This window comes from Salipiger sp. ABN3_019, assembly GCF_056158605.1.
Window position 1 is genome coordinate 2,252,664 of the sequence record NZ_JBSWTP010000009.1, and the last position, 18,968, is coordinate 2,271,631.

Below are 18,968 nucleotides of genomic sequence, written 5' to 3' on the forward strand. Positions count from 1 at the left end.
TCACGGGGTTCGGTCCTCCTGACCTTCGTCTTCATCCTCGTCCTCGAACCACAGGCCCTGCGCCTTCAGCTCTTTCTCACGCTTCTTCTCGACGATACGCACGAGGAAGATCGACACCTCGTAGAGCCCGTAGACCACCACGAAGAGGATCGCCTGCGTGGTCACATCCGGCGGGGTGACCAGCGCGGCCAGCACGAGGATCGCCACCACGGCGTATTTGCGCACCGAGCCAAGACCCGCGGCAGAGACCAGCCCGGCCTTGCCCATCAGGGTCAGCAGCACCGGCAGCTGGAAGCACAGGCCAAAGGCGACGATGAACTTGAGCGTGATGTCGAGGCTTTCGTTCACCTTGCCGAAGAAGGTGATCTTCATGCCCTCGGTCGTCTCGGGGACCACCGCGGTGTCGGCGGGCAGGTTCGACGGAATGCCGTCGGTGGCCTGCGCCAGAAGGTTGGCGAAGATCGAGCTGACGTCGGCGAAGCCGAGGAAGAACTGCATCGCCAGCGGCGTCACCACGAAGTGCGCAAAGCTGGCGCCGAGCAGGAACATGATCGGCGAGGCGATCATGTACGGCAGGAAGGCGTTCTTTTCGGATTTGTAGAGCCCCGGCGCCACGAAGCGCCAAAGCTGGAACGAGATCACCGGGAAGGCGAGCCCGAAGCCGAACACCATCGAGATGCGGAACAGGGTGAAGAGATATTCCTGCGGCGAGGTGTACTGCATGGTCGGCGACGGATCGCCAAGCGCGCGCAGCGTCTCTTCGATCGGGCCGAGCAGGAACTGCAGGATCGGCTCGGCCACGGTGAAGGCAAGCACGATGCCGACGATGAAGGCCGCAACAGCGCGAATGAGCCGCGTGCGCAGCTCGGCCAGATGCTCGATCAGCGGGGCCGAGCTGTCCTCGATCTCGTCATTGTCGATCTGGCTCATGCCTCACCGTCTTTCTTCATCGCCGCTTCCAGCTCTTCGGCCTTCTTGGCGGCGTCCTCGGCGCGTTTCGCTGCGGCCTCTGCCTCGCGCTTCTGGCGGTCGGCGGCGGCGCGGGCGGCACTGGCCTCGATCTTCTGCTTGTTCTCGGCCCGCTCTGCGTCGAGCGCGCCGGGATCTTCTTTCAACCCTTCGGACTTCTTCGGCGGCGTCGGGTCGGTCATCGACTTGGCCGCGTCGCGCACCCCATCCATGGCCGAGTTCACCGGGTTGGTCGCCGTCTTCAGCGTCTTGGCCACGTCACGCACGCCCGATTCATCCGCGGCGTCGTTCATCGCGCGGCTGAATTCGCGCGCCATCCCGCGCGCCTTGCCCATGAAGCGGCCCACGTTGCGGAACAGCACGGGCAGATCCTTCGGACCAACGACGATCAGCGCAACGATGCCGATCACCATCAGTTCCGACCAGCCAAGATCGAACATGGATCAGACCTTGTCTTTCTCGCTCTCGGCGGGCGTGACGTCTTTGGCCTCTTCGGCTTTCTCGTCTTCGAGTTCCTTGCCGCCTTCGCTCACGCCCTTCTTGAACGCGGTGATGCCCTTGCCGACTTCGCCCATCAGGCTGGAAATCTTGCCGCGGCCGAACAGAACCAGCACCACGACCGCGATCAGAAGAAGGCCGGGAAGGCCGATATTGTTGAGCATGTCCTTAGTCTCCAATTCGCCGCCCACTGTCCCGGGCCATCGGCCCCCGGGCGGCACGTCGCACTTTGTTCCCCGGTTTCTAGGCGTCTTCCACGCGACACGAAAGCGTCAAAGCCTGTCAGCGCCCGCGCCGCCGGGGGTTTTCTTTCGGCTTTGTGACATTATCCTGTCAGGTGCCAATAATCTGTCAGTTGGGCCACGCGCAGTGAGTCGCGAAATGCCCGAATCGCCGCCCTTAGGAGCCCGCGTGATGAAGAAGACCGACCGCCTCTATGCGCTGATGCAGCGGCTGAAGGATGGCGCGTTGCACACCGCTGAGGCGCTGGCCGAAGAGCTGGGCGTCTCGGTGCGGACCATCTATCGCGACATGGACACGCTGGCCGCCTCGGGCGTGCCGATCGAGGGCGAGCGCGGGCGCGGCTATACCGCGCGCGCCGCCTTCACCCTGCCGCCGCTGAACCTGAGCGAGCTCGAGCTCGAGGCGCTGCACCTCGGCCTCGCCGCCGTCGGTCAGGGCGGGATGCCCGATCTGGCGCAGGCCGCCGAGAGCCTTTCCGCCCGCATCGATGCGCTGCTGCCCGAGGATGGCGAGACGCAGGGAGCCTTTGGCTTTGCCACCTATCCGTTCCGCGATGCCGCCGAGGGGTTTCGCTTCATGCCCGACTTCCGCGCCGCGATCCGCGCCCGGCAAAAGCTGCGCGTGACGCTGAAGGACCGCTCCGAGCCGCAGGAGTTGCGCCCGCTGCACATGGACTATTGGGGCCGGATCTGGACCTGCATCGCGTGGAACGAGACGGCGCGCGGGTTCGAGACCCTCCGCATCGATCAAGTGAGCGCCGTGACGCCCCTGCCCGGCCTCTTCGTCGATGAACCGGGCAAGAGCCTCGCCGATTACCGCGCGCAGGCCCGTTGACCGCGCTTCGCGCTTGACCGAGGGGCCTTGGCGCGGCGACGCTGAGATATGGATCAGAGCGTTGCCACACGGGGCTTTTTCCCCTCCGAATACCACAGCCGGCTGGAGCGGGCGCAGGCGCGTATGGCCATGTCGGGCATCTCTGCGCTGCTGCTGACGACCGAGCCCGAGGTGCGCTATTTCACCGGTTTCCTGACACGGTTCTGGGAAAGCCCGACGCGGCCATGGTTCCTTGTGGTGCCGGCCGAGGGCGATCCGGTGGCGGTGATCCCCTCGATCGGCGCGCATCTGATGGCGCAAAGCTGGATCACCGACATCCGCTGCTGGAGTTCCCCCGATTACGAGGACGATGGCATCTCGCTGCTGGCCGAGGCGCTGGCCGAGGCGGTGCCGCCGGGCGAATGGGTCGGCGTGCCGAGCGGCGGCGAAACCCACCTGCGCATGCCGCTGACCGACTGGGAGGCGCTGAAGCACCGGCTGCCCGACCGGCTGTTCGGGCCCGATGCGGGGATCATGCGCAAGCTGCGCATGGTGAAATCCGAGGCCGAGATCGCCTGCATCCGCGCCGCCTGCGACGTCGGCACCCGCGCCTTCGCCCGCCTGCCCGAGATCCTACGGCCCGGCGTGCCATTGTCAGATGTGTTCCGACGCTTCCAGATCCTCGCGCTGGAGGAAGGCGCCGATTGGGTGCCCTATCTGGCCGGGGCCGCCGGACCGGACGGCTATGGCGACGTGATCTCTCCGGCCAGCCAGACGCCGCTCTGCGAGGGCGACGTGTTGATGCTCGACACCGGGCTGATGCGCGATGGCTATTTTTGCGACTTCGACCGCAATATCTCGCTCGGCACCGCCGCGCCCGGTGTTCTTGATGCCCACGCGCAGTTGCTGGATGCGGTGCAGGCGGGGTTCGCCGCCGCCCGCCCCGGTGCCCGCGCCAACGATCTGTTCCGGGCGATGGCCGCGATCACCGGCGGGTCGGACGTCGGGCGGCTGGGACATGGGTTGGGCATGCAGCTGACCGAGCCGCCTTCGCTCATCGCCGCCGATGACACGCGGCTGGAGCCGGGCATGGTGCTGACGCTGGAGCCGGGGATCGCGCTCTCTCCCAGCCATATGCTGGTGCATGAGGAGGACATCGTGATCACCGAAACCGGTGCCGAATGGCTCACCACCCCCGCCACCAGCCTGCCGGAGGTGCCGGTATGAGCGACGCCCTGAAAGGACTGCATTTCCCGCATGAGTTGGACCCGGTCCGCGCAGCGCAGGTTGGCCTGATCGTGCTGCAATCGGATGAAACCATCGAGACGGATTTTCGCCAGTTGATGCCGCCCGAACTGGAACTTCTGGTCAGCCGCATCCCCTCTGGCGCCGAGGTCACGCCTGACACGCTGGCGGCGATGGATGGCTATATGACCGCCTCTGCCGCGCTTTTCCCGCAGGGCGCGGAACTGGCGGCGGTGGGCTATGGCTGCACCTCGGGCACCGCGCAGATCGGTGCCGCGCAGGTCGCCACGCGCATCCGCAAGGCCATCGACGTGCCGCAGGTGACCGAGCCCGTCTCGGCGCTCATCGCCGCCTGCCGTGGCCTTGGCGTGCGGCGGCTGGCGATGCTGTCGCCCTATCTGCCCGAGGTCTCGGAGCGGCTGCGCGAGGTGCTGGCGGCGGCGGAGATCGACACGCCTGTCTTCGGCAGCTTCGAGATCGAGGAAGAGGCCCGCGTGGTGCGCATCTCGGCAAGCTCGATCGTCGAGGCGGGCACAGCGCTGATCGCGCAGGCCCCCGAGCCGGTGGACGCGCTCTTTTTGTCGTGCACCAACCTGCGCGCCCTGCCCGCCATCGACGCTCTCGAGGCCGCGACGGGGCTGCCGGTGCTGGCCAGCAACAGCGTTCTGGCGTGGCATCTGGCGCGGCTCGCCGGTCAGCAGGCGCGAGGACCGGGCCGCCTGCTGCGCGCCTGCCCGCCGCCGCTGCGCGCCGCCGAGTAAAATCCGTCCCGAAAATCTGTCCCGAAAATCTGTCCCGAAAATGTGCCGGAAAAGCCGCTCTGCGCGGCGGATCCGCGATTGACGCAAGAGGCCTCAACAGGCATCGAGCCGCTAAGATTCGCCCGCAGCCCGCCCCTCCTTAGATCGCCCCTCACTTCGCCCCATTTCGCCCCCGGAGGCCCTCATGTTCCAGCTTGTCACCAGTGTCTGGTCGCTTCTTCTTGGCGTCTTCCTGATCATGATCGGCAACGGCATGCAGGCCACGCTGATGGGCGTGCGCGGCGATATCGAGGGGTTCACTACCTTCGAGCTGTCGCTGATCACCTCGGGCTATTTCCTTGGCTTCCTCGTGGGCTCGCGACTGACGCCGAAGATGATCCGCAAGGTCAGCCACGTGCGCGTCTTCGCGGCGCTCGGCTCGATGATGTCGGCGCTGCTGATCGCCTTTCCGCTGCTGTCGGACCCATGGAGCTGGATCGCGCTGCGGGTGCTGCTGGGGTTCTGCCTGTCGGGGCTCTATGTGACCTCGGAAAGCTGGCTCAACGACCGCGCCACCAACCAGACCCGCGGCACGCTGCTGTCGGCCTATATGGTGGCGCAGACGCTGGGCATGGTGGCGGCGCAGGGCCTGCTGAACTTCGGCGACGCGGCGGGGTTCTCGCTGTTTGTCGTCGCCTCGATCCTCGTGTCGGTGGCCTTCACCCCGGTGCTGCTGTCGGCGGTGCCGATCCCGGCGGTGGAATTGATCAAACCGATGAGCCTGCGCCAGCTTTACGACCGCTCGCCGCTGGGCACGGTCGGCACGCTGCTGCTGGGCGGAGTGTTCTCGGCGCAGATGGGCATGGCGTCGGTCTATGGCGCCAAGGTCGGGCTGTCGGTGCAAGAGATCTCGGGCTTCGTGGCGGCGCTCTTCATGGGCTCGTTCCTGTTCCAGTTCCCGGTGGGCTGGCTGTCGGACCTGATGGATCGCCGGGTGATGATCCTGACGCTGGCGGCGGTGGGCGCCCTCACCTGCGGCATCGCGTTTTTCTACAGCCACTCGCTGACCGCGCTGCTGGTGGCGGGTCTGATCATGGGCGGCATGGCCAGCCCGCTCTATTCGCTCTTCATCGCCTACACCAACGACTACCTCGAGCTTGAGGACATGCCCGCCGCGGCGAGCGGCATGGTGTTCATCTATGGCGTCGGCGCCATCGCGGGGCCGCTGGTCACCGGTCAGGCCATGGACATCGCCGGGCCGCAGAGCTTCTGGGCGGTGCTGACCGTGCTATTCGCGATGATCGCGATCTATACCGCGTGGCGGATGACACGCCGTCAGGCGGCGGATGGCGATGGGTCGGCATATCTCAACGTTCTGCCCAACTCGTCGACCGTCGCGGTCGGTGCGGCCTATGAGTGGTACGCCGAGGCCGCCGCCGAAGAGGAAGCTGCCGCCGAGGCCGAGGAAAACGCCGGGACGCAGGGCCACTGACGCCCTGCCGCGGATCTACAGACATAAGGCAGACATGAAAAAACGGGCCCGAGGGCCCGTTTTCTTTTGCCTCAAAGACCGCAGCGCGATCAGGCCGCGGCTTCAGCCTTGGCGCTGGCGAGATACTCCAGCAGGTTTTCCGGGCTGGAGACGCCATAGGGGTCTTCGCCGTGGTTGTCGCACAGGCCCGGCTCTTCGAACCATGCCTCGACCACGCCGTCGTTGATGATCGCCGCATAGCGCCACGAGCGCATGCCGAAGCCGAGGTTGTCCTTGTTCACCAGCATGCCGATGCGGCGGGTGAACTCACCCGAGCCGTCGGGGATGACCGAGACGTTCTCGAGGTTCTGCGACTTCGCCCACTGGTTCATCACGAAGCTGTCGTTCACCGACATGCAATAGATCGCGTCGATGCCCTGCGCGCGGAAGGTCTCGGCGTTCTTCTCGAAGCCCGGCAGCTGGTAGGTCGAGCAGGTCGGGGTGAAGGCGCCCGGCAGCGAGAACAGGATGACGCGCTTGCCTTTGAAATAATCGGCAGTGGTCATGTCCTGCCAGCGGAAGGGGTTCGGACCTTCGATGGACTCGTCACGCACGCGGGTGCGGAAGGTGACATTGGGGAGGGCGACACCGGCTTTCATGGCACAGGTCCTTTCGTGTAACTGGCACTTCGATTTCCTCCCTGACGCTGGGATAATTTCGCCGCTCCGAAGACGCAACCGCCGATCTTGCCCCGGGTGCCGCAGCGATGCACAAGCGGGCCTGCCTGCTCAGCAATTGCGCTTTGTGCCGGATCGGCGTAGGGGACCATAACGTATCTGCCGTCCCGCAGCCGGACCGGGCCCGGGCGCAGGGGTGGAACCTGCGCGGACAACGGTCTATCTTGCGGGAAACCTGACCCACATCGCGGGGGAAACGCTTTGCGAGACCTGAAGATCCCGGCGCAGCGCCATCCGGAAAAGGCGCATCGGCCCGACAATGCCCAGCCCAAGAAACCGGACTGGATTCGCGTCAAGGCGCCCGGCGGCGCGGGCTATAACGAGACCCGCCGCATCATGCGCGAGCATGGTCTCGTCACCGTCTGCGAAGAGGCTGGCTGCCCGAACGTGGGCGAGTGCTGGAGCCAGGGCCACGCCACCATGATGATCATGGGCGACATCTGTACCCGTGGCTGCACCTTCTGCAACATCGCCACCGGCCGTCCCGACACGCTCGACGTGTTCGAGCCGGGCCGCGTCGCCAACTCGGTTCAGAAACTTGGCCTCAACCACGTGGTGATCACCTCGGTGGACCGCGACGACCTCGACGATGGCGGGGCCGAGCATTTTGCCCAGACCATCCGGGCGATCCGTCACCGTGCGCCTGCCACCACCATCGAGATCCTGACGCCCGACTTCCTCAAGTCGAAGCCCGGCGCGCTGGAGACCGTGGTCGCGGCGCGCCCCGACGTGTTCAACCACAACCTCGAGACCGTGCCCGGCCTCTACCCCGAGGTGCGCCCCGGTGCCCGCTACTTCCACTCGCTGCGCCTGCTGCAGCGCGTGAAAGAAATGGACCCGCATATCTTCACCAAATCGGGCATCATGGTCGGCCTCGGCGAAGAGCGTCAGCAGGTCGTGCAGGTGATGGACGACATGCGCGCCGCCGACATCGACTTCCTGACCATCGGCCAGTACCTGCAGCCGACGCCAAAGCACCACCGCGTCGACCGTTTCGTCACGCCCGACGAATTCGCCTCGTATGAGAAGACCGCGTTCGGCAAAGGCTTCCTGATGGTCTCGGCCACGCCGCTGACCCGCTCGAGCTATCACGCGGGCGACGATTTCGCGCGGCTGCGCGAGGCCCGCGAGGCCAAGCTCGCCAAGGCCTGAGCGCGGCGCATCTTCGCAAAACGGAAACGCCCTCGCAGTCATCTGCGAGGGCGTTCGTCGTTTAAACTGTCCCTAGGTGGGCCGTCCCCCAGAACCTTCGTCGGTCCCAGTCTTCCTGCGCCTTAATCCCTGCGCCCAAGTCCGAAGACCGAGCACAGCCCCACGATCAAAAGCAGCAGCGACGCTCCCAGCCGCCACAGCGACAAACCCTCGCTTGCCTCGGGCATGAGCCACAGCGCGAAGGCCGAGAGCGCCAGAAGAAATCCCACCATCTGCGTCAGCACGCGCAGCCCCAGCATCACCGGATCATTGGTCTCGGAAAAGCGGGGGTCCCCCATCGACATCGTGCATCCTCCAACTCGTCACGTTCTTAACGAGGAAAGGTTTTGACGCCGAAACGCGTCAGGAATGGGGCACGACCGGGGAAGACCCCCGGCGATTTCGCGCCCTGCCCCGAGGTCATCTGACACAGATCTTTCGGATGGATGAACGCCGGCCATCAAGGGTTGAATTCCCCGCCCAAGGGTGTATAGAGCGCCATCCCTCCGCGAGATCACGTGAACCGCGCAGTCTCTCGTGGGCAGGTGCGGAGTGGACTGCCTGCCCTATGAAATGCGCCCGGACAGAAATGGAGCACACATGCCGCTTTATGAGCATGTTTTCATCACGCGTCAGGATCTTTCCAACGCGCAGGCTGAAGGCCTTGTCGAACACTTCGGCACCGTCCTTTCGGACAACGGCGGCAAAGTCGTCGAATCCGAATACTGGGGCGTGAAGACCATGGCCTACAAGATCAACAAGAACCGTAAGGGCCACTACGCCTTCCTGAAGACCGACGCTCCGGCGACCGCGGTTCAGGAAATGGAGCGTCTGATGCGCCTGCATGACGACGTCATGCGCGTTCTGACGATCAAGGTCGAAGAGCACGCCGAGGGCCCCTCGGTGCAGATGCAGAAGCGCGACGAGCGCGAAGGTCGCGGCGAACGCCGTGGTCGTAACTGATCTGAACGAGAGGAGCTAAACAATGGCTGCAAAACCGTTTTTCCGCCGTCGCAAAGTCTGCCCCTTCTCGGGCGACAACGCACCCAAAATCGACTACAAGGACACCCGTCTCCTGCAGCGCTACATCTCTGAGCGCGGCAAGATCGTCCCGTCCCGCATCACCGCAGTGTCGGCAAAGAAGCAGCGTGAACTGGCCCGTGCCATCAAGCGCGCCCGCTTCCTCGCCCTGCTGCCCTACGCCGTGAAATAAGGAGAGAGACCCATGCAAGTCATTCTTCTGGAACGCGTGGCCAAGCTCGGCCAAATGGGCGATGTCGTTGACGTGAAGCCCGGCTTCGCGCGCAACTACCTGCTGCTGCAGGGCAAGGCACTGACCGCGTCGAAAGAGAACATCGCGCAGTTCGAAGAGCAGAAAGCTCAGCTCGAAGCGCGTAACCTCGAGAGCAAAAAAGAAGCCGAAGCGCTCGGCGAGAAGCTCGGCGGCCAGCAGTTCGTCGTGATTCGTCAGGCGTCCGATGGCGGCAACCTCTACGGCTCGGTCACCACCCGTGACGCCGCAGACGTCGCCACCGAGGAAGGTTTCTCGATCGACCGCAAGCAGGTCATCATCCGTCAGCCGATCAAAGAGCTCGGCCTGCACGAGGTGGAAGTTCACCTGCACCCCGAGGTGATGGTCACCATCAACCTCAACGTCGCACGTTCGCCCGAAGAGGCCGAACTGCAGGCGTCGGGCAAGTCGATCCAGGAACTCGCCGCTGAAGAAGAAGCACAGGCCGAGTTCGAAATCTCGGAACTGTTCGACGACATCGGCAGCGCCGCATCGGACGACGACGACGCTCCGGCAGCTGCCGAAGCCGAAGAGACCGAAGACAACGCCTGATCCTTTCGGATCATCGCGACATGTCGAGACCGCGCCGGAGCTTTCCGGCGCGGTTTTTCTTTGTGCGCTGACCTGATTGCTCAGCCCATGCTGGTCCGGTCTCGGCGCATCTGCGCGCGCCGCTGGTCGTCGCGCCAGCTGATCAGCGCGGCAACGCTCCACGCGGCGCAATACCCGGCCCCGGCCGCCAGAACCAAGCCGCCGTGAATGGGGCCCACCCCCGCCCGCTCGATCAGTTGCGCCGGCGCGGTCAGCGGTTCGGGGTGGACCAGCAGCTTGCCGATATAGGCGACGCTCTGGATCAGCAGGATCCACACGTAATTGCGCCGGATGCGCCGCCCGATCGCCACCCAGAGCGAGACGTGATAGCGCGGCTTCCAGTAATCCTCGGCCAGCGTCTCCTGCCAGCCCTCCTCCATATGCAGATCGCCGTCGTGCAACATGGGGGCAAAGAAATGCGTCTCCATCCAGCGGCAGCGCGCGCGCCAGACGTTGAAGTAGCGATAGCGCCGCGCCTCCTGCATCAGGAAGAACAGGATCAGGATGCCGACAAGGATCAGCGGCAGCGGCGAGGCGGCGGGCGAGCTGTAAGAGATCGACAGCGCGATCCCCAGCGTCACCACCGCCCAATTGGTGGTGGTGTCGAGCCGGGTGCGCCAGATGGTCGAGCGGTAGACCTCGCCGCGATAGAGATGCGACAGCGCGGTGATCTCCGAGCTGTCGAGCATCTTGCGCGGCTTCTGCGCGGCACGGGGCTCGGGTCCGTCCATGATCTCCTCCGGGGTCGCCTCCGGGCACCCAAGATCACATGCAGACCCCGGCTGCGGCAAGGAAATTCGCCGCCGCAGTGCCGCAAACGCAAAAGGGCCGCCCCTGCGGGCGGCCCTTAGTCCTGCGCCAATGGCGCCGGGAATTACTCTTCGTCGAGCTCTTCAACGGCCTTCTGGAGGTCTTCTTTCGAGACTTCCTTTTCGCTCACATTCGCGCCTTCGGCGATGTGATCGATGACCTTATCTTCGAAGATCGGCGCGCGCAGCTGCTGCTGCATCTGAGCGTTCTGACGCACGAAGTCGAAGAACGCGCGCTCCTGACCCGGGTACTGACGCGCCTGCATCATGATCGCCTGGGTCATCTCCTGATCGGTCACCTCGATCTCGGCTTTCTGGCCGATCTCGGCGAGCAGCAGGCCAAGACGCACGCGGCGCTCTGCAAGCTTGTTGTGCTCGTCGGTGGGCTCGATCTCGCCGTGGTCGTGGCCGTGATCGTCCGGGTGCTCTTCGTGGTAGAGCTGGTGCGCGATCTGCTTGGCTTCGGCTTCAACGAGGCTCGGCGGCAGCTCGAAGGAGACCTGCTCGTCCAGCGCGTCGAGCATGGCGCGCTTCATCACCTGACGCGATGCGCCAGTGTATTCCGCTTCCAGACGCTCACGGATTTGGCCTTTCAGCGCCTCGAGGTCCTCGGCACCGAATTTCTTCGCCAGCTCGTCGTCGATCTCGGCAGCAACGGGCTCTTTCACGGCCTTGACGGTCACGTCGAATACAGCGGCTTTGCCTGCGAGGTTCTCTGCGCCGTACTCCTCGGGGAAGGTGACCTCGACGGCCTTCTCTTCCTCGACCTTCACGCCAACCAGCTGATCTTCGAAGCCGGGGATGAAGGAGTTGGAGCCGAGCACCAGCGGGTAGTCTTCCGCCGAGCCGCCTTCGAAGGCTTCACCGTCGACCTTGCCGACGAAGTCGATGACGACCTGATCGCCGTCTTTCGCCTTGGAGCCCTTGCGGCGGTCCTTGAAGTCCTGCGCGTTCTCGGCCAGCTGTGCCAGCGCCTCGTCGACGGCGGCGTCATCGGCCTTCACCACGAGCTTCTCGAGGGTGATTTTCGATGCGTCCACGTCCGGAACTTCCGGCAGCTTCTCGTAGCTCATCTCGACCGCGACGTCGTCGCCTTCTTTCCAGTCCTCATTGGTCATCTTGACCTGCGGCTGAAGCGCCGGACGGTCGCCCGACTTTTCGAAGTGCTCGTTCATCGCACCGTCGATGGCTTCCTGCATGCTCTCGCCCAGCAGACGCTGGCCGAACTGCTTCTTGAGCAGCGGCATCGGAACCTTGCCCTTGCGGAAGCCCTTCATCTCAATCTCAGGCTGCGCCTCGGCGAGCTTCTCGTTCACCTTCGCGTCCAGCTCTTCGGCGGTGAGGATGAGCTCGTACGCGCGCTTCAGACCTTCGTTCAGCGTCTCGTTGACCTGCATGCCAATTCCCTTGTGGTCGTGATGCGAGGGCACGGAATCCGGCCCACCGCGAAATTCGAATTTGCGGTCTTCTATGCGTCCCCGAAGGCCCTTGCAAGGCGGAAACGCGCCTCTATGGCGGGCTCCGGCGGCTTTGCGGGCACAATCCGCCGATTTGCCGCGGCTGCGAGGCACGCGCGGCGCGCTGCCCTGCCCCGGTGCCGCGCTGCGGCGCCGTTTCGCCATGCGTATTTGAAAAAGCGAAGAAGACCCGCTTTGCCGCCCCGGTCGCTTCTTCTCTTCTTAAATACGCATTCCGACCTCGCCGCCCGAGGCACGCGGGGACAGGGGCGCTGAGCCTGGGGCGCACCGGCCACGAAAAAGGGCCCCGCCATCGCTGGCGGGGCCCCCTGTCATTTCGTCGTTCAGGCTCAGCTGATCTTGTTCAGCAGCTCGCCAATCGACTGTTTCGCGTCACCGTAGTACATCCGCGTGTTGTCCTTGTAGAACAGCGGGTTCTCGATGCCCGAGTAGCCGGTGCCCTGACCGCGCTTGGAGACAAAGACCTGCTTGGCCTTCCACACTTCCAGCACCGGCATGCCGGCGATGGGCGAGTTGGGGTCTTCCTGCGCGGCGGGGTTCACGATGTCATTCGAGCCGATGACGATGACCACGTCGGTCTCGGGGAAGTCCTCGTTGATCTCGTCCATTTCCAGAACGATATCGTAGGGCACTTTCGCCTCGGCCAGCAGCACGTTCATGTGGCCCGGCAGACGACCCGCCACAGGGTGGATGGCGAAACGCACCTCCTTGCCCTTGGCGCGCAGCTTGCGGGTAAGCTCCGCGACGTTCTGCTGCGCCTGCGCCACAGCCATGCCGTAGCCCGGCACGATGATGACGCTGTCGGCTTCTTCGAGCGCCGAGGCCACGCCATCGACGTCGATCGCCACCTGCTCGCCTTCGACTTCCATCGCCGGACCGGAGGTGCCGCCGAAGCCGCCGAGGATCACCGAGATGAACGAGCGGTTCATCGCCTTACACATGATGTAGCTCAGGATCGCACCCGAGGAACCCACCAGCGCGCCGACGACGATCAGCAGATCGTTGCTGAGCGAGAAGCCGATGGCCGCCGCGGCCCAGCCCGAGTAGCTGTTCAGCATCGAGACCACCACCGGCATGTCGGCGCCGCCGATGCCCATGATCAGGTGGTAGCCGATGAAGAGCGCGCAGAGCGTCATGATCAGCACCGGGAAGAGCCCGCCGGTGTTCATGTACCAGATCAGGCAGATCACCGAGAGCGCCGCCGCAGAGGCGTTCAGGATATGCCCGCCCGGCAGTTTCTCGGCCTTGGAGGTCACCTTGCCCGCCAGCTTGCCGTAAGCGATCACCGAGCCGGTGAAGGTCACCGCACCGATGAAGATGCCCAGGAAAAGCTCGACCTGAAGGATGCTCAGCTCGACCGGCGTCTTATGGGCCACAAGTTCGGCGAATGTGCCATGCACCGCCTCACCGGCGGCATGGGCCTTCTCGACCGTGCGCATGGTAAGATGCGCGTTGAAGCCGACGAAGACCGCCGCGAGGCCCACCAGCGAGTGCATCGCGGCGACCAGTTGCGGCATCTCGGTCATCTCGACCTTCTTGGCCACATACATGCCGATGATGCCGCCCGCCGCGATCAGGATGACCGACAGCAGCCACAGGCCCGAGCCCGGGCCGATCAGCGTGGCAAAGACCGCAAGGCCCATGCCGACGATGCCGTACCACACGGCGCGCTTGGCGCTTTCCTGCCCCGAGAGGCCACCCAGCGACAGGATGAACAGAACGGCCGCGACCACATAGGCCGCCGTCGTGAATCCGAATTCCATAGTCCCCACCTCTCCTTACGATTTCTGGAACATGGCGAGCATGCGCCGTGTCACGAGGAAGCCGCCGAAGATGTTGATCCCGGCCATAAAGACCGAGAGCGCGGCAAGGATGATCACCAGCCAGTTGCCCGAGCCGATTTGCATCAGCGCGCCAAGGATGATGATCGAGGAGATGGCGTTGGTGACGGCCATCAGCGGGGTGTGCAGGGAATGCGAGACGTTCCAGATCACCTGGAAGCCGACAAAGACCGACAGCACGAAGACGATAAAGTGCTGCATGAAGCTGGCGGGCGCCACGAGGCCCACGCCGAGCAGCAGCACGGCACCGACGGTGAGCAGGGTCACCTGCTGTTTCGTCTGCGCCTTGAAGGCGGCCACTTCCTGCGCGCGCTTCTCTTCCGGCGTCAGTTCCGGCGCCTTTTCCTTCGGCTTTTGGGCCGCGATCGCCTTGGTTTTCGGCGGCGGCGGCGGGAAGGTGACCTCTTTGGCGTGCGCGATGGTCGCGCCGCGGATCACGTCGTCGTCCATGTTGTGGTTGACCGTGCCGTCCTTCTCGGGCGTCAGGTCGGCCATCATGTGCCGGATGTTGGTGGCGTAGAGCGTCGAGCTCTGCGTCGCCATGCGGCTCGGGAAGTCGGTGTAGCCGATGATGGTCACGCCGTTGTCGGTGACGATCTTTTCGTCCATCACCGTCAGCTTGCAGTTGCCGCCGCGCTCTGCCGCCAGATCGACGATCACCGAGCCGGGCTTCATCGCCTGCACCATGTCCTCGGTCCACAGCTCGGGGGCTTCCCGGTTGGGGATGAGGGCGGTGGTGATGACGATGTCCATCTCGGGCGCAAGTTCACGGAACTTGGCAAGCTGGGCTTCGCGGAACTCGGGGCTGGAGACCGAGGCGTAGCCGCCCGAGGAGGCGCCGTCGGCCTGCTCTTCCTCGAAGTCGAGGTAGACGAACTCTGCGCCCATGCTCTCGACCTGCTCGGCCACTTCCGGGCGCACGTCGAAGGCATAGGTGATGGCGCCCAGCGAGGTCGAGGTGCCGATGGCCGCAAGACCGGCCACACCGGCGCCGACGATCAGCACTTTGGCGGGCGGCACCTTGCCGGCGGCGGTCACCTGACCGGTGAAGAAGCGGCCGAAGTTGTTGCCCGCCTCGATCACCGCGCGGTAGCCGGCGATATTGGCCATGGACGACAGCGCGTCCATCTTCTGCGCGCGGCTGATGCGCGGCACCATGTCCATCGCGATCACGCTGGCACCGAGATCGGCGGCCTGCTTCATCAGTGCCTCGTTCGAGGCCGGGTAGAAGAAGGAGATCAGCAGCTTCTCCGGCGTCAGCCGGGCCGCTTCCTCTTCACTCGGCGGGCGCACCTTGGCGATGATGTCGGCGCCGCTCCACAGCGCGTCGGCATCTGCCACCACGGTCACGCCAGCGGCCTCATAGGCCGCGTCGGCAAAGCCTGCCTTCGCGCCGGCGCCTGACTGTATCAGGCAATCGTAACCCAGCTTCTGCAGTTGCAGCGCCGAGTCCGGGGTCATGGCGACACGCGCCTCACCCTCGAAAATCTCTGTCGGCGTTCCGATCTTCACGTAGTTGGTCCCCCTTTTAGGCCGTTCCGAAGGCCCTTGGTTCTAGATTTGTCGTCCTCCGGTTGACGTATGGTCTACCTTTGCGGCGCCATGCTCACAACCGGGTCGAACGTGTTAACCACATAGTGCGGCGAATTCAAAGCCACCGGCGGGTTTGTTGCTCATATTTCCGAAACTCGGCAACAAACTTGCGACGCAGCCGCGCCTCTTCCGGCACGATGAAGCGTTTTTCCAGCACCCAGACGAAGACCGGCAGCAACACCAGACATGGCACCGCATCCCAATAAAGAATGAGCCCGGTCAGAATCATCACATCCCCCAGATAGATCGGGTTGCGGGAAAAGCGAAAAATCCCCGAGGTCACCAGCCGGTCCGCCTCGGCATGCGGCATGAAGGTGGTGCGCTGGCGCCGCATCTCGGTCAGCGCCAGCACGGCGATCAGCACTCCACCGCCCACCAGCAGCCCGCCCAAGAGATCGGCCCAGACCGGCCCAAAGCTCAGCCCCATGGGGAAATGCCGCGCCTGCGTCCATGCCAAAGCCAGAAACGCCAGCAGCCAGACCGGCGGCAGATCGAGGGTGCGCGGCATGGCAAAACTCCTTCATCTTTCCCAAAATACTCCGGGGTGAGGCGCGCAGCGCCGAGGGGCAGCGCCCCTTTCAACCACTCCTAGCGCAAGGGTTTCCGCCTTGACCCTGCGCGATATGCCGCAGCCCCGTCTTGCCTCTGGCGGATTTCCCGGCCAGTTTCTCTGCGAACAACCGGAGGATGCCATGCTCAGCGGAACCCACGCCCTGGTGACAGGCGGCGGCACGGGCATCGGGCTTGCCATCGCGCGGGCTCTGGCCGCTGCCGGCGCCGAGGTGACCATCGCCGGGCGCCGCGCCGAGGTTCTGCAGGCCGCCGCCGGATTTGGCCTGCATCCGCTGGTCATGGATGTCTCGGAGGAGGCTTCGGTGCAGCAGGGCCTCGCCGAGGCCACCGCCGCGCGCGGGCCCTTCGGCATCTGTATCGCCAACGCGGGGCTCGCCGAGCCGTCGGAGCTTGCCAGCACCAGCCTCGAGACCTGGCGGCGCACCATGGCCACCAATCTCGACGGTGCCTTTCTGACCATCCGCGAGGTGCTTCCTGCCATGCTGGACGCGGGCTGGGGGCGCGTCATCGCGATCTCTTCGGTCGCGGGCCTGCGCGGCATGCGCCGCGCCGTGCCCTATGTGGCCTCGAAACACGGGCTGGTCGGGCTGATCCGCGCGCTGGCCGCCGATCACGCCGGCCTGCCGGTCACCTTCAACGCGCTCTGCCCCGGTTATGTCGAGACCGAGATCGCCCCGCGCAATATCGAACGCGTCATGGCCCGCGAAGGGCTGACGCAGGGCGAGGCCACCGCGCTCGTTCACTCCGCAAATCCCCATAATCGCCTGATCGCCCCGGACGAGATCGCAAGCGCCGTGCTCTGGCTCTGCGGTCCCGGCTCGGGCAGCGTGAACGGTCAGGCCATCGAAATATCAGGAGGCCAGTTTTGACCACATCCCCCGACGCGCTCTTTTCCTGGACGAAAGAGCAGTTCCACCTGCCGCTCGGGCTCATCTATCTCGACGGCAATTCGCTGGGTCCGCTGCCCAAGGCCACGCCCGAGCGGGTGCAGAGGATGATGACCGACGAATGGGGCGAGCATCTGATCACCGGCTGGAACGCCTGCGGCTGGATGGGCATGCCCAGCGAGCTTGGTGACCGCGTCGGCCGCCTCATCGGTGCCGAGCGCGGCCATACGGTGATCGGCGACACGCTGTCGATCAAGGTGTTTCAGGCGCTGGCGGCGGCGGTCTCGATGAACCCGGGCCGCAAGGTGATCCTGTCGGACACCGGCAATTTCCCCTCTGATCTCTATATGGCCGAGGGGCTGATCGAGCTTCTGGGCGACGAATATGAGCTTCGCCTCGCCGAGCCGCACCGGCTGGCCGAAGAGATCACTGAAGAGGTTGCCGTGCTCTTGGTGACCGAGGTCGATTATCGCACCGGGCGGCGCCACGATGTGGCCGCGCTCACCGAGCGGGCGCATGAGATGGGCGCGCTGGCGATCTGGGATCTGGCGCATTCGGCGGGCGCGCTGCCGGTGGATGTGGCGGGCGGCGGGGCCGATTTCGCCGTCGGCTGCACCTATAAATACCTCAACGCCGGTCCCGGCGCGCCGGCCTTCATCTATGTCGCGCCGCGCCATGCGGATCATGCCGAACCCGCGCTGTCGGGCTGGCTCGGCCATGACACGCCCTTCGCCTTCGAGCGCAGCTATCGCCCCGCCTCGGGGATCGAGCGGATGCGCGTCGGCACGCCGCCGGTGCTGCAAATGGCGGCGCTCGACGCGGCACTGGACGTCTGGGACCGGATCGACATGAAGGCGCTGCGCCGGCGCTCGCTGGAACTGACCGGCCTGATGATCGAAGAGGTCGAGACCCATTGCCCGGGCCTGAAGCTTGCCACCCCGCGCGAGAACGACAAGCGCGGCAGTCAGGTCAGCTTCCGCTTCGAGCATGGCTATGCGGCGATGCAGGCGCTGATCGATCAGGGGGTGATCGGTGATTTCCGCGCGCCCGACATCATGCGCTTTGGCATCACGCCGCTTTACATCGGCGAGGATGAGATCCGTGAGGCGGTGGAAATTCTTGCGCGCATTCTGCGCGGCGCGATCTGGGATCAGCCCAAATACCAGCGCCGCAAGCGCGTCACCTGATCAGGCCGAGACGACCCGGGGGGCGTGCTGCCCCTCGGCCCCGCCAGCCCAGGCCCGCACCGCATCGCCAAACGCCTCGAACAGCGGCCGCGACACCGGATCGTTCGCCGCATCCCACTCGGGGTGCCATTGCACCGCCATGGTGAAGCCCGGCGCGCCTTTGACGTACAGCGCCTCGGGCGTGCCATCGGGCGCGTGGCCCTCGATCTCGATGCGCGCGCCAGCGGTCTTCACCCCCTGCCCGTGCAGCGTGTTGGTCATCACCTCGGGCGCTCCGAACAGCTTGTGAAAGCGCCCGCCAGGCGTCAGCGTCACCTTGTGGCGCAGCGCGAAACGCTCCTCCAGCGTGCCGTCGGGAGGCATCCGGTGGTTCATCCGCCCCGGCAGATCGCGGATCTCGGGATAGAGCGTGCCGCCCATGGCGACGTTCACTTCCTGAAAGCCACGGCAGATGCCAAGGAACGGCTGGCCGCGCTCGACGCAGGCGCGCACCAGCGGCAGCACGATGGCGTCGCGGGCGCGGTCAAAGGCGCCATGCGCCTCGGTCGCCTCTTCGCCGTATTCTTCGGGGTGCACGTTGGGCCGCCCGCCGGTGAGCAGGAAGCCGTCGCAGGTCTCCATCAACTCCTCGACCGAGACAAAGCGCGGATCGGCGGCGATGAGCAGAGGCAGGCAGCCCGAGACGCAGGCAACCGCCTCGGTGTTCATCACCCCCCCGGCATGCGCCGGGTAGGTCTCGTTGAGCATATGCTGGTTGCCGATGATGCCGACGGTGGGACGGGTCATTTGCATGCCTCTCCTTGCCTGTTCG

Annotated in this window: 21 protein-coding genes; 10 read left to right on the forward strand and 11 right to left on the reverse strand. The window is 65.1% G+C overall.

Features of this window, described 5'->3' with window-relative positions:
• From tatC to ACXAD2_RS19125, 3 genes are read right to left on the reverse strand one after another with little or no spacing between them, the layout of a single operon-like run.
• The gene (gene tatC / locus ACXAD2_RS19115; RefSeq protein WP_475173069.1) at positions 1–930 is read right to left on the reverse strand and encodes a twin-arginine translocase subunit TatC; all 930 of its coding nucleotides are present in this window, start codon (positions 928–930) and stop codon (positions 1–3) included.
• Complete coding sequence (gene tatB / locus ACXAD2_RS19120; RefSeq protein ID WP_475173073.1) at positions 927–1,409, reverse strand: Sec-independent protein translocase protein TatB; 483 nt, start codon at positions 1,407–1,409, stop codon at positions 927–929. Before tatB ends, tatC begins: the two co-directional genes overlap by 4 nt.
• Positions 1,410–1,412: 3 nt before the next feature.
• Positions 1,413–1,631, reverse strand: a complete 219-nt coding sequence (locus ACXAD2_RS19125; RefSeq protein WP_224904315.1) for a twin-arginine translocase TatA/TatE family subunit — start codon at positions 1,629–1,631, stop codon at positions 1,413–1,415.
• A gap of 250 nt (positions 1,632–1,881) precedes the next feature.
• Here ACXAD2_RS19125 and ACXAD2_RS19130 point away from each other — a divergent pair, with 250 nt between their 5' ends.
• From ACXAD2_RS19130 to ACXAD2_RS19145, 4 genes are all read left to right on the forward strand, one after another.
• Positions 1,882–2,544 (forward strand): helix-turn-helix transcriptional regulator, encoded by a 663-nt coding sequence (locus ACXAD2_RS19130; protein WP_475173081.1) that lies wholly within the window; start codon positions 1,882–1,884, stop codon positions 2,542–2,544.
• 48 nt (positions 2,545–2,592) lie between these two features.
• Entirely contained in the window at positions 2,593–3,750 is a 1,158-nt protein-coding gene (locus ACXAD2_RS19135; protein WP_475173083.1) for a M24 family metallopeptidase, read from the forward strand.
• Positions 3,747–4,529 (forward strand): maleate cis-trans isomerase family protein, encoded by a 783-nt coding sequence (locus tag ACXAD2_RS19140; protein ID WP_475173086.1) that lies wholly within the window; start codon positions 3,747–3,749, stop codon positions 4,527–4,529. The genes ACXAD2_RS19135 and ACXAD2_RS19140 overlap by 4 nt, the downstream gene beginning before the upstream one ends.
• Before the next feature lie 184 nt (positions 4,530–4,713).
• Positions 4,714–6,000, forward strand: coding sequence for an MFS transporter (locus ACXAD2_RS19145; protein ID WP_475173089.1), 1,287 nt, complete (start codon positions 4,714–4,716; stop codon positions 5,998–6,000).
• 89 nt (positions 6,001–6,089) lie between these two features.
• Here the strand turns inward: ACXAD2_RS19145 and ACXAD2_RS19150 are convergent, their stop codons facing one another.
• Entirely contained in the window at positions 6,090–6,638 is a 549-nt protein-coding gene (locus ACXAD2_RS19150; RefSeq protein ID WP_066100290.1) for a peroxiredoxin, read from the reverse strand.
• Positions 6,639–6,917: 279 nt separating this feature from the next.
• Between ACXAD2_RS19150 and lipA the strand changes: the two genes are divergently transcribed.
• On the forward strand, positions 6,918–7,868 hold the full coding sequence (lipA, locus tag ACXAD2_RS19155; protein ID WP_475173093.1) for a lipoyl synthase: 951 nt from the start codon (positions 6,918–6,920) through the stop codon (positions 7,866–7,868).
• Between the two features lie 122 nt (positions 7,869–7,990).
• On the opposite strand, the gene ACXAD2_RS19160 is transcribed toward lipA, so the two are convergent.
• The gene (locus ACXAD2_RS19160) at positions 7,991–8,212 is read right to left on the reverse strand and encodes a hypothetical protein (RefSeq protein WP_475173095.1); all 222 of its coding nucleotides are present in this window, start codon (positions 8,210–8,212) and stop codon (positions 7,991–7,993) included.
• A gap of 295 nt (positions 8,213–8,507) precedes the next feature.
• Here ACXAD2_RS19160 and rpsF point away from each other — a divergent pair, with 295 nt between their 5' ends.
• Genes rpsF through rplI form a run of 3 tightly spaced genes read left to right on the forward strand, consistent with a single transcriptional unit; the run spans position 8,508 to position 9,750 of the window.
• Positions 8,508–8,870: a 30S ribosomal protein S6 gene (gene rpsF / locus ACXAD2_RS19165; RefSeq protein WP_066100300.1), complete on the forward strand. Its 363-nt coding sequence runs from the start codon at positions 8,508–8,510 to the stop codon at positions 8,868–8,870.
• Between the two features lie 22 nt (positions 8,871–8,892).
• Positions 8,893–9,120 carry a 30S ribosomal protein S18 gene (rpsR, locus tag ACXAD2_RS19170; RefSeq protein WP_005982441.1) on the forward strand — a complete coding sequence of 76 codons (228 nt, stop codon included), beginning with the start codon at positions 8,893–8,895 and terminating at the stop codon, positions 9,118–9,120.
• 12 nt (positions 9,121–9,132) lie between these two features.
• A complete protein-coding gene (gene rplI / locus ACXAD2_RS19175; RefSeq protein ID WP_066100302.1) occupies positions 9,133–9,750 on the forward strand; it encodes a 50S ribosomal protein L9 in 618 nt (205 codons plus the stop codon).
• Between the two features lie 80 nt (positions 9,751–9,830).
• On the opposite strand, the gene ACXAD2_RS19180 is transcribed toward rplI, so the two are convergent.
• The 5 genes from ACXAD2_RS19180 to ACXAD2_RS19200 form a co-directional block, all read right to left on the reverse strand.
• Positions 9,831–10,520: a DUF2270 domain-containing protein gene (locus ACXAD2_RS19180; protein WP_475173099.1), complete on the reverse strand. Its 690-nt coding sequence runs from the start codon at positions 10,518–10,520 to the stop codon at positions 9,831–9,833.
• Positions 10,521–10,663: 143 nt separating this feature from the next.
• On the reverse strand, positions 10,664–11,995 hold the full coding sequence (gene tig, locus ACXAD2_RS19185; protein WP_475173101.1) for a trigger factor: 1,332 nt from the start codon (positions 11,993–11,995) through the stop codon (positions 10,664–10,666).
• Positions 11,996–12,405: 410 nt separating this feature from the next.
• Positions 12,406–13,839, reverse strand: a complete 1,434-nt coding sequence (locus ACXAD2_RS19190; RefSeq protein WP_475173106.1) for an NAD(P)(+) transhydrogenase (Re/Si-specific) subunit beta — start codon at positions 13,837–13,839, stop codon at positions 12,406–12,408.
• 15 nt (positions 13,840–13,854) lie between these two features.
• A complete protein-coding gene (locus ACXAD2_RS19195; RefSeq protein ID WP_066100313.1) occupies positions 13,855–15,429 on the reverse strand; it encodes a Re/Si-specific NAD(P)(+) transhydrogenase subunit alpha in 1,575 nt (524 codons plus the stop codon).
• Positions 15,430–15,565: 136 nt separating this feature from the next.
• Positions 15,566–16,018, reverse strand: a complete 453-nt coding sequence (locus ACXAD2_RS19200; RefSeq protein WP_475173112.1) for a methyltransferase family protein — start codon at positions 16,016–16,018, stop codon at positions 15,566–15,568.
• Positions 16,019–16,202: 184 nt separating this feature from the next.
• On the opposite strand from ACXAD2_RS19200, the gene ACXAD2_RS19205 reads away from it, so the two are divergent.
• Positions 16,203–16,952 (forward strand): SDR family NAD(P)-dependent oxidoreductase, encoded by a 750-nt coding sequence (locus ACXAD2_RS19205; protein WP_475173117.1) that lies wholly within the window; start codon positions 16,203–16,205, stop codon positions 16,950–16,952.
• Positions 16,949–18,157 carry a kynureninase gene (kynU, locus tag ACXAD2_RS19210; protein WP_475173122.1) on the forward strand — a complete coding sequence of 403 codons (1,209 nt, stop codon included), beginning with the start codon at positions 16,949–16,951 and terminating at the stop codon, positions 18,155–18,157. Before ACXAD2_RS19205 ends, kynU begins: the two co-directional genes overlap by 4 nt.
• Here the strand turns inward: kynU and ACXAD2_RS19215 are convergent, their stop codons facing one another.
• Complete coding sequence (locus tag ACXAD2_RS19215) at positions 18,158–18,943, reverse strand: gamma-glutamyl-gamma-aminobutyrate hydrolase family protein (protein WP_475173124.1); 786 nt, start codon at positions 18,941–18,943, stop codon at positions 18,158–18,160.
• Positions 18,944–18,968 lie beyond the last annotated feature (25 nt).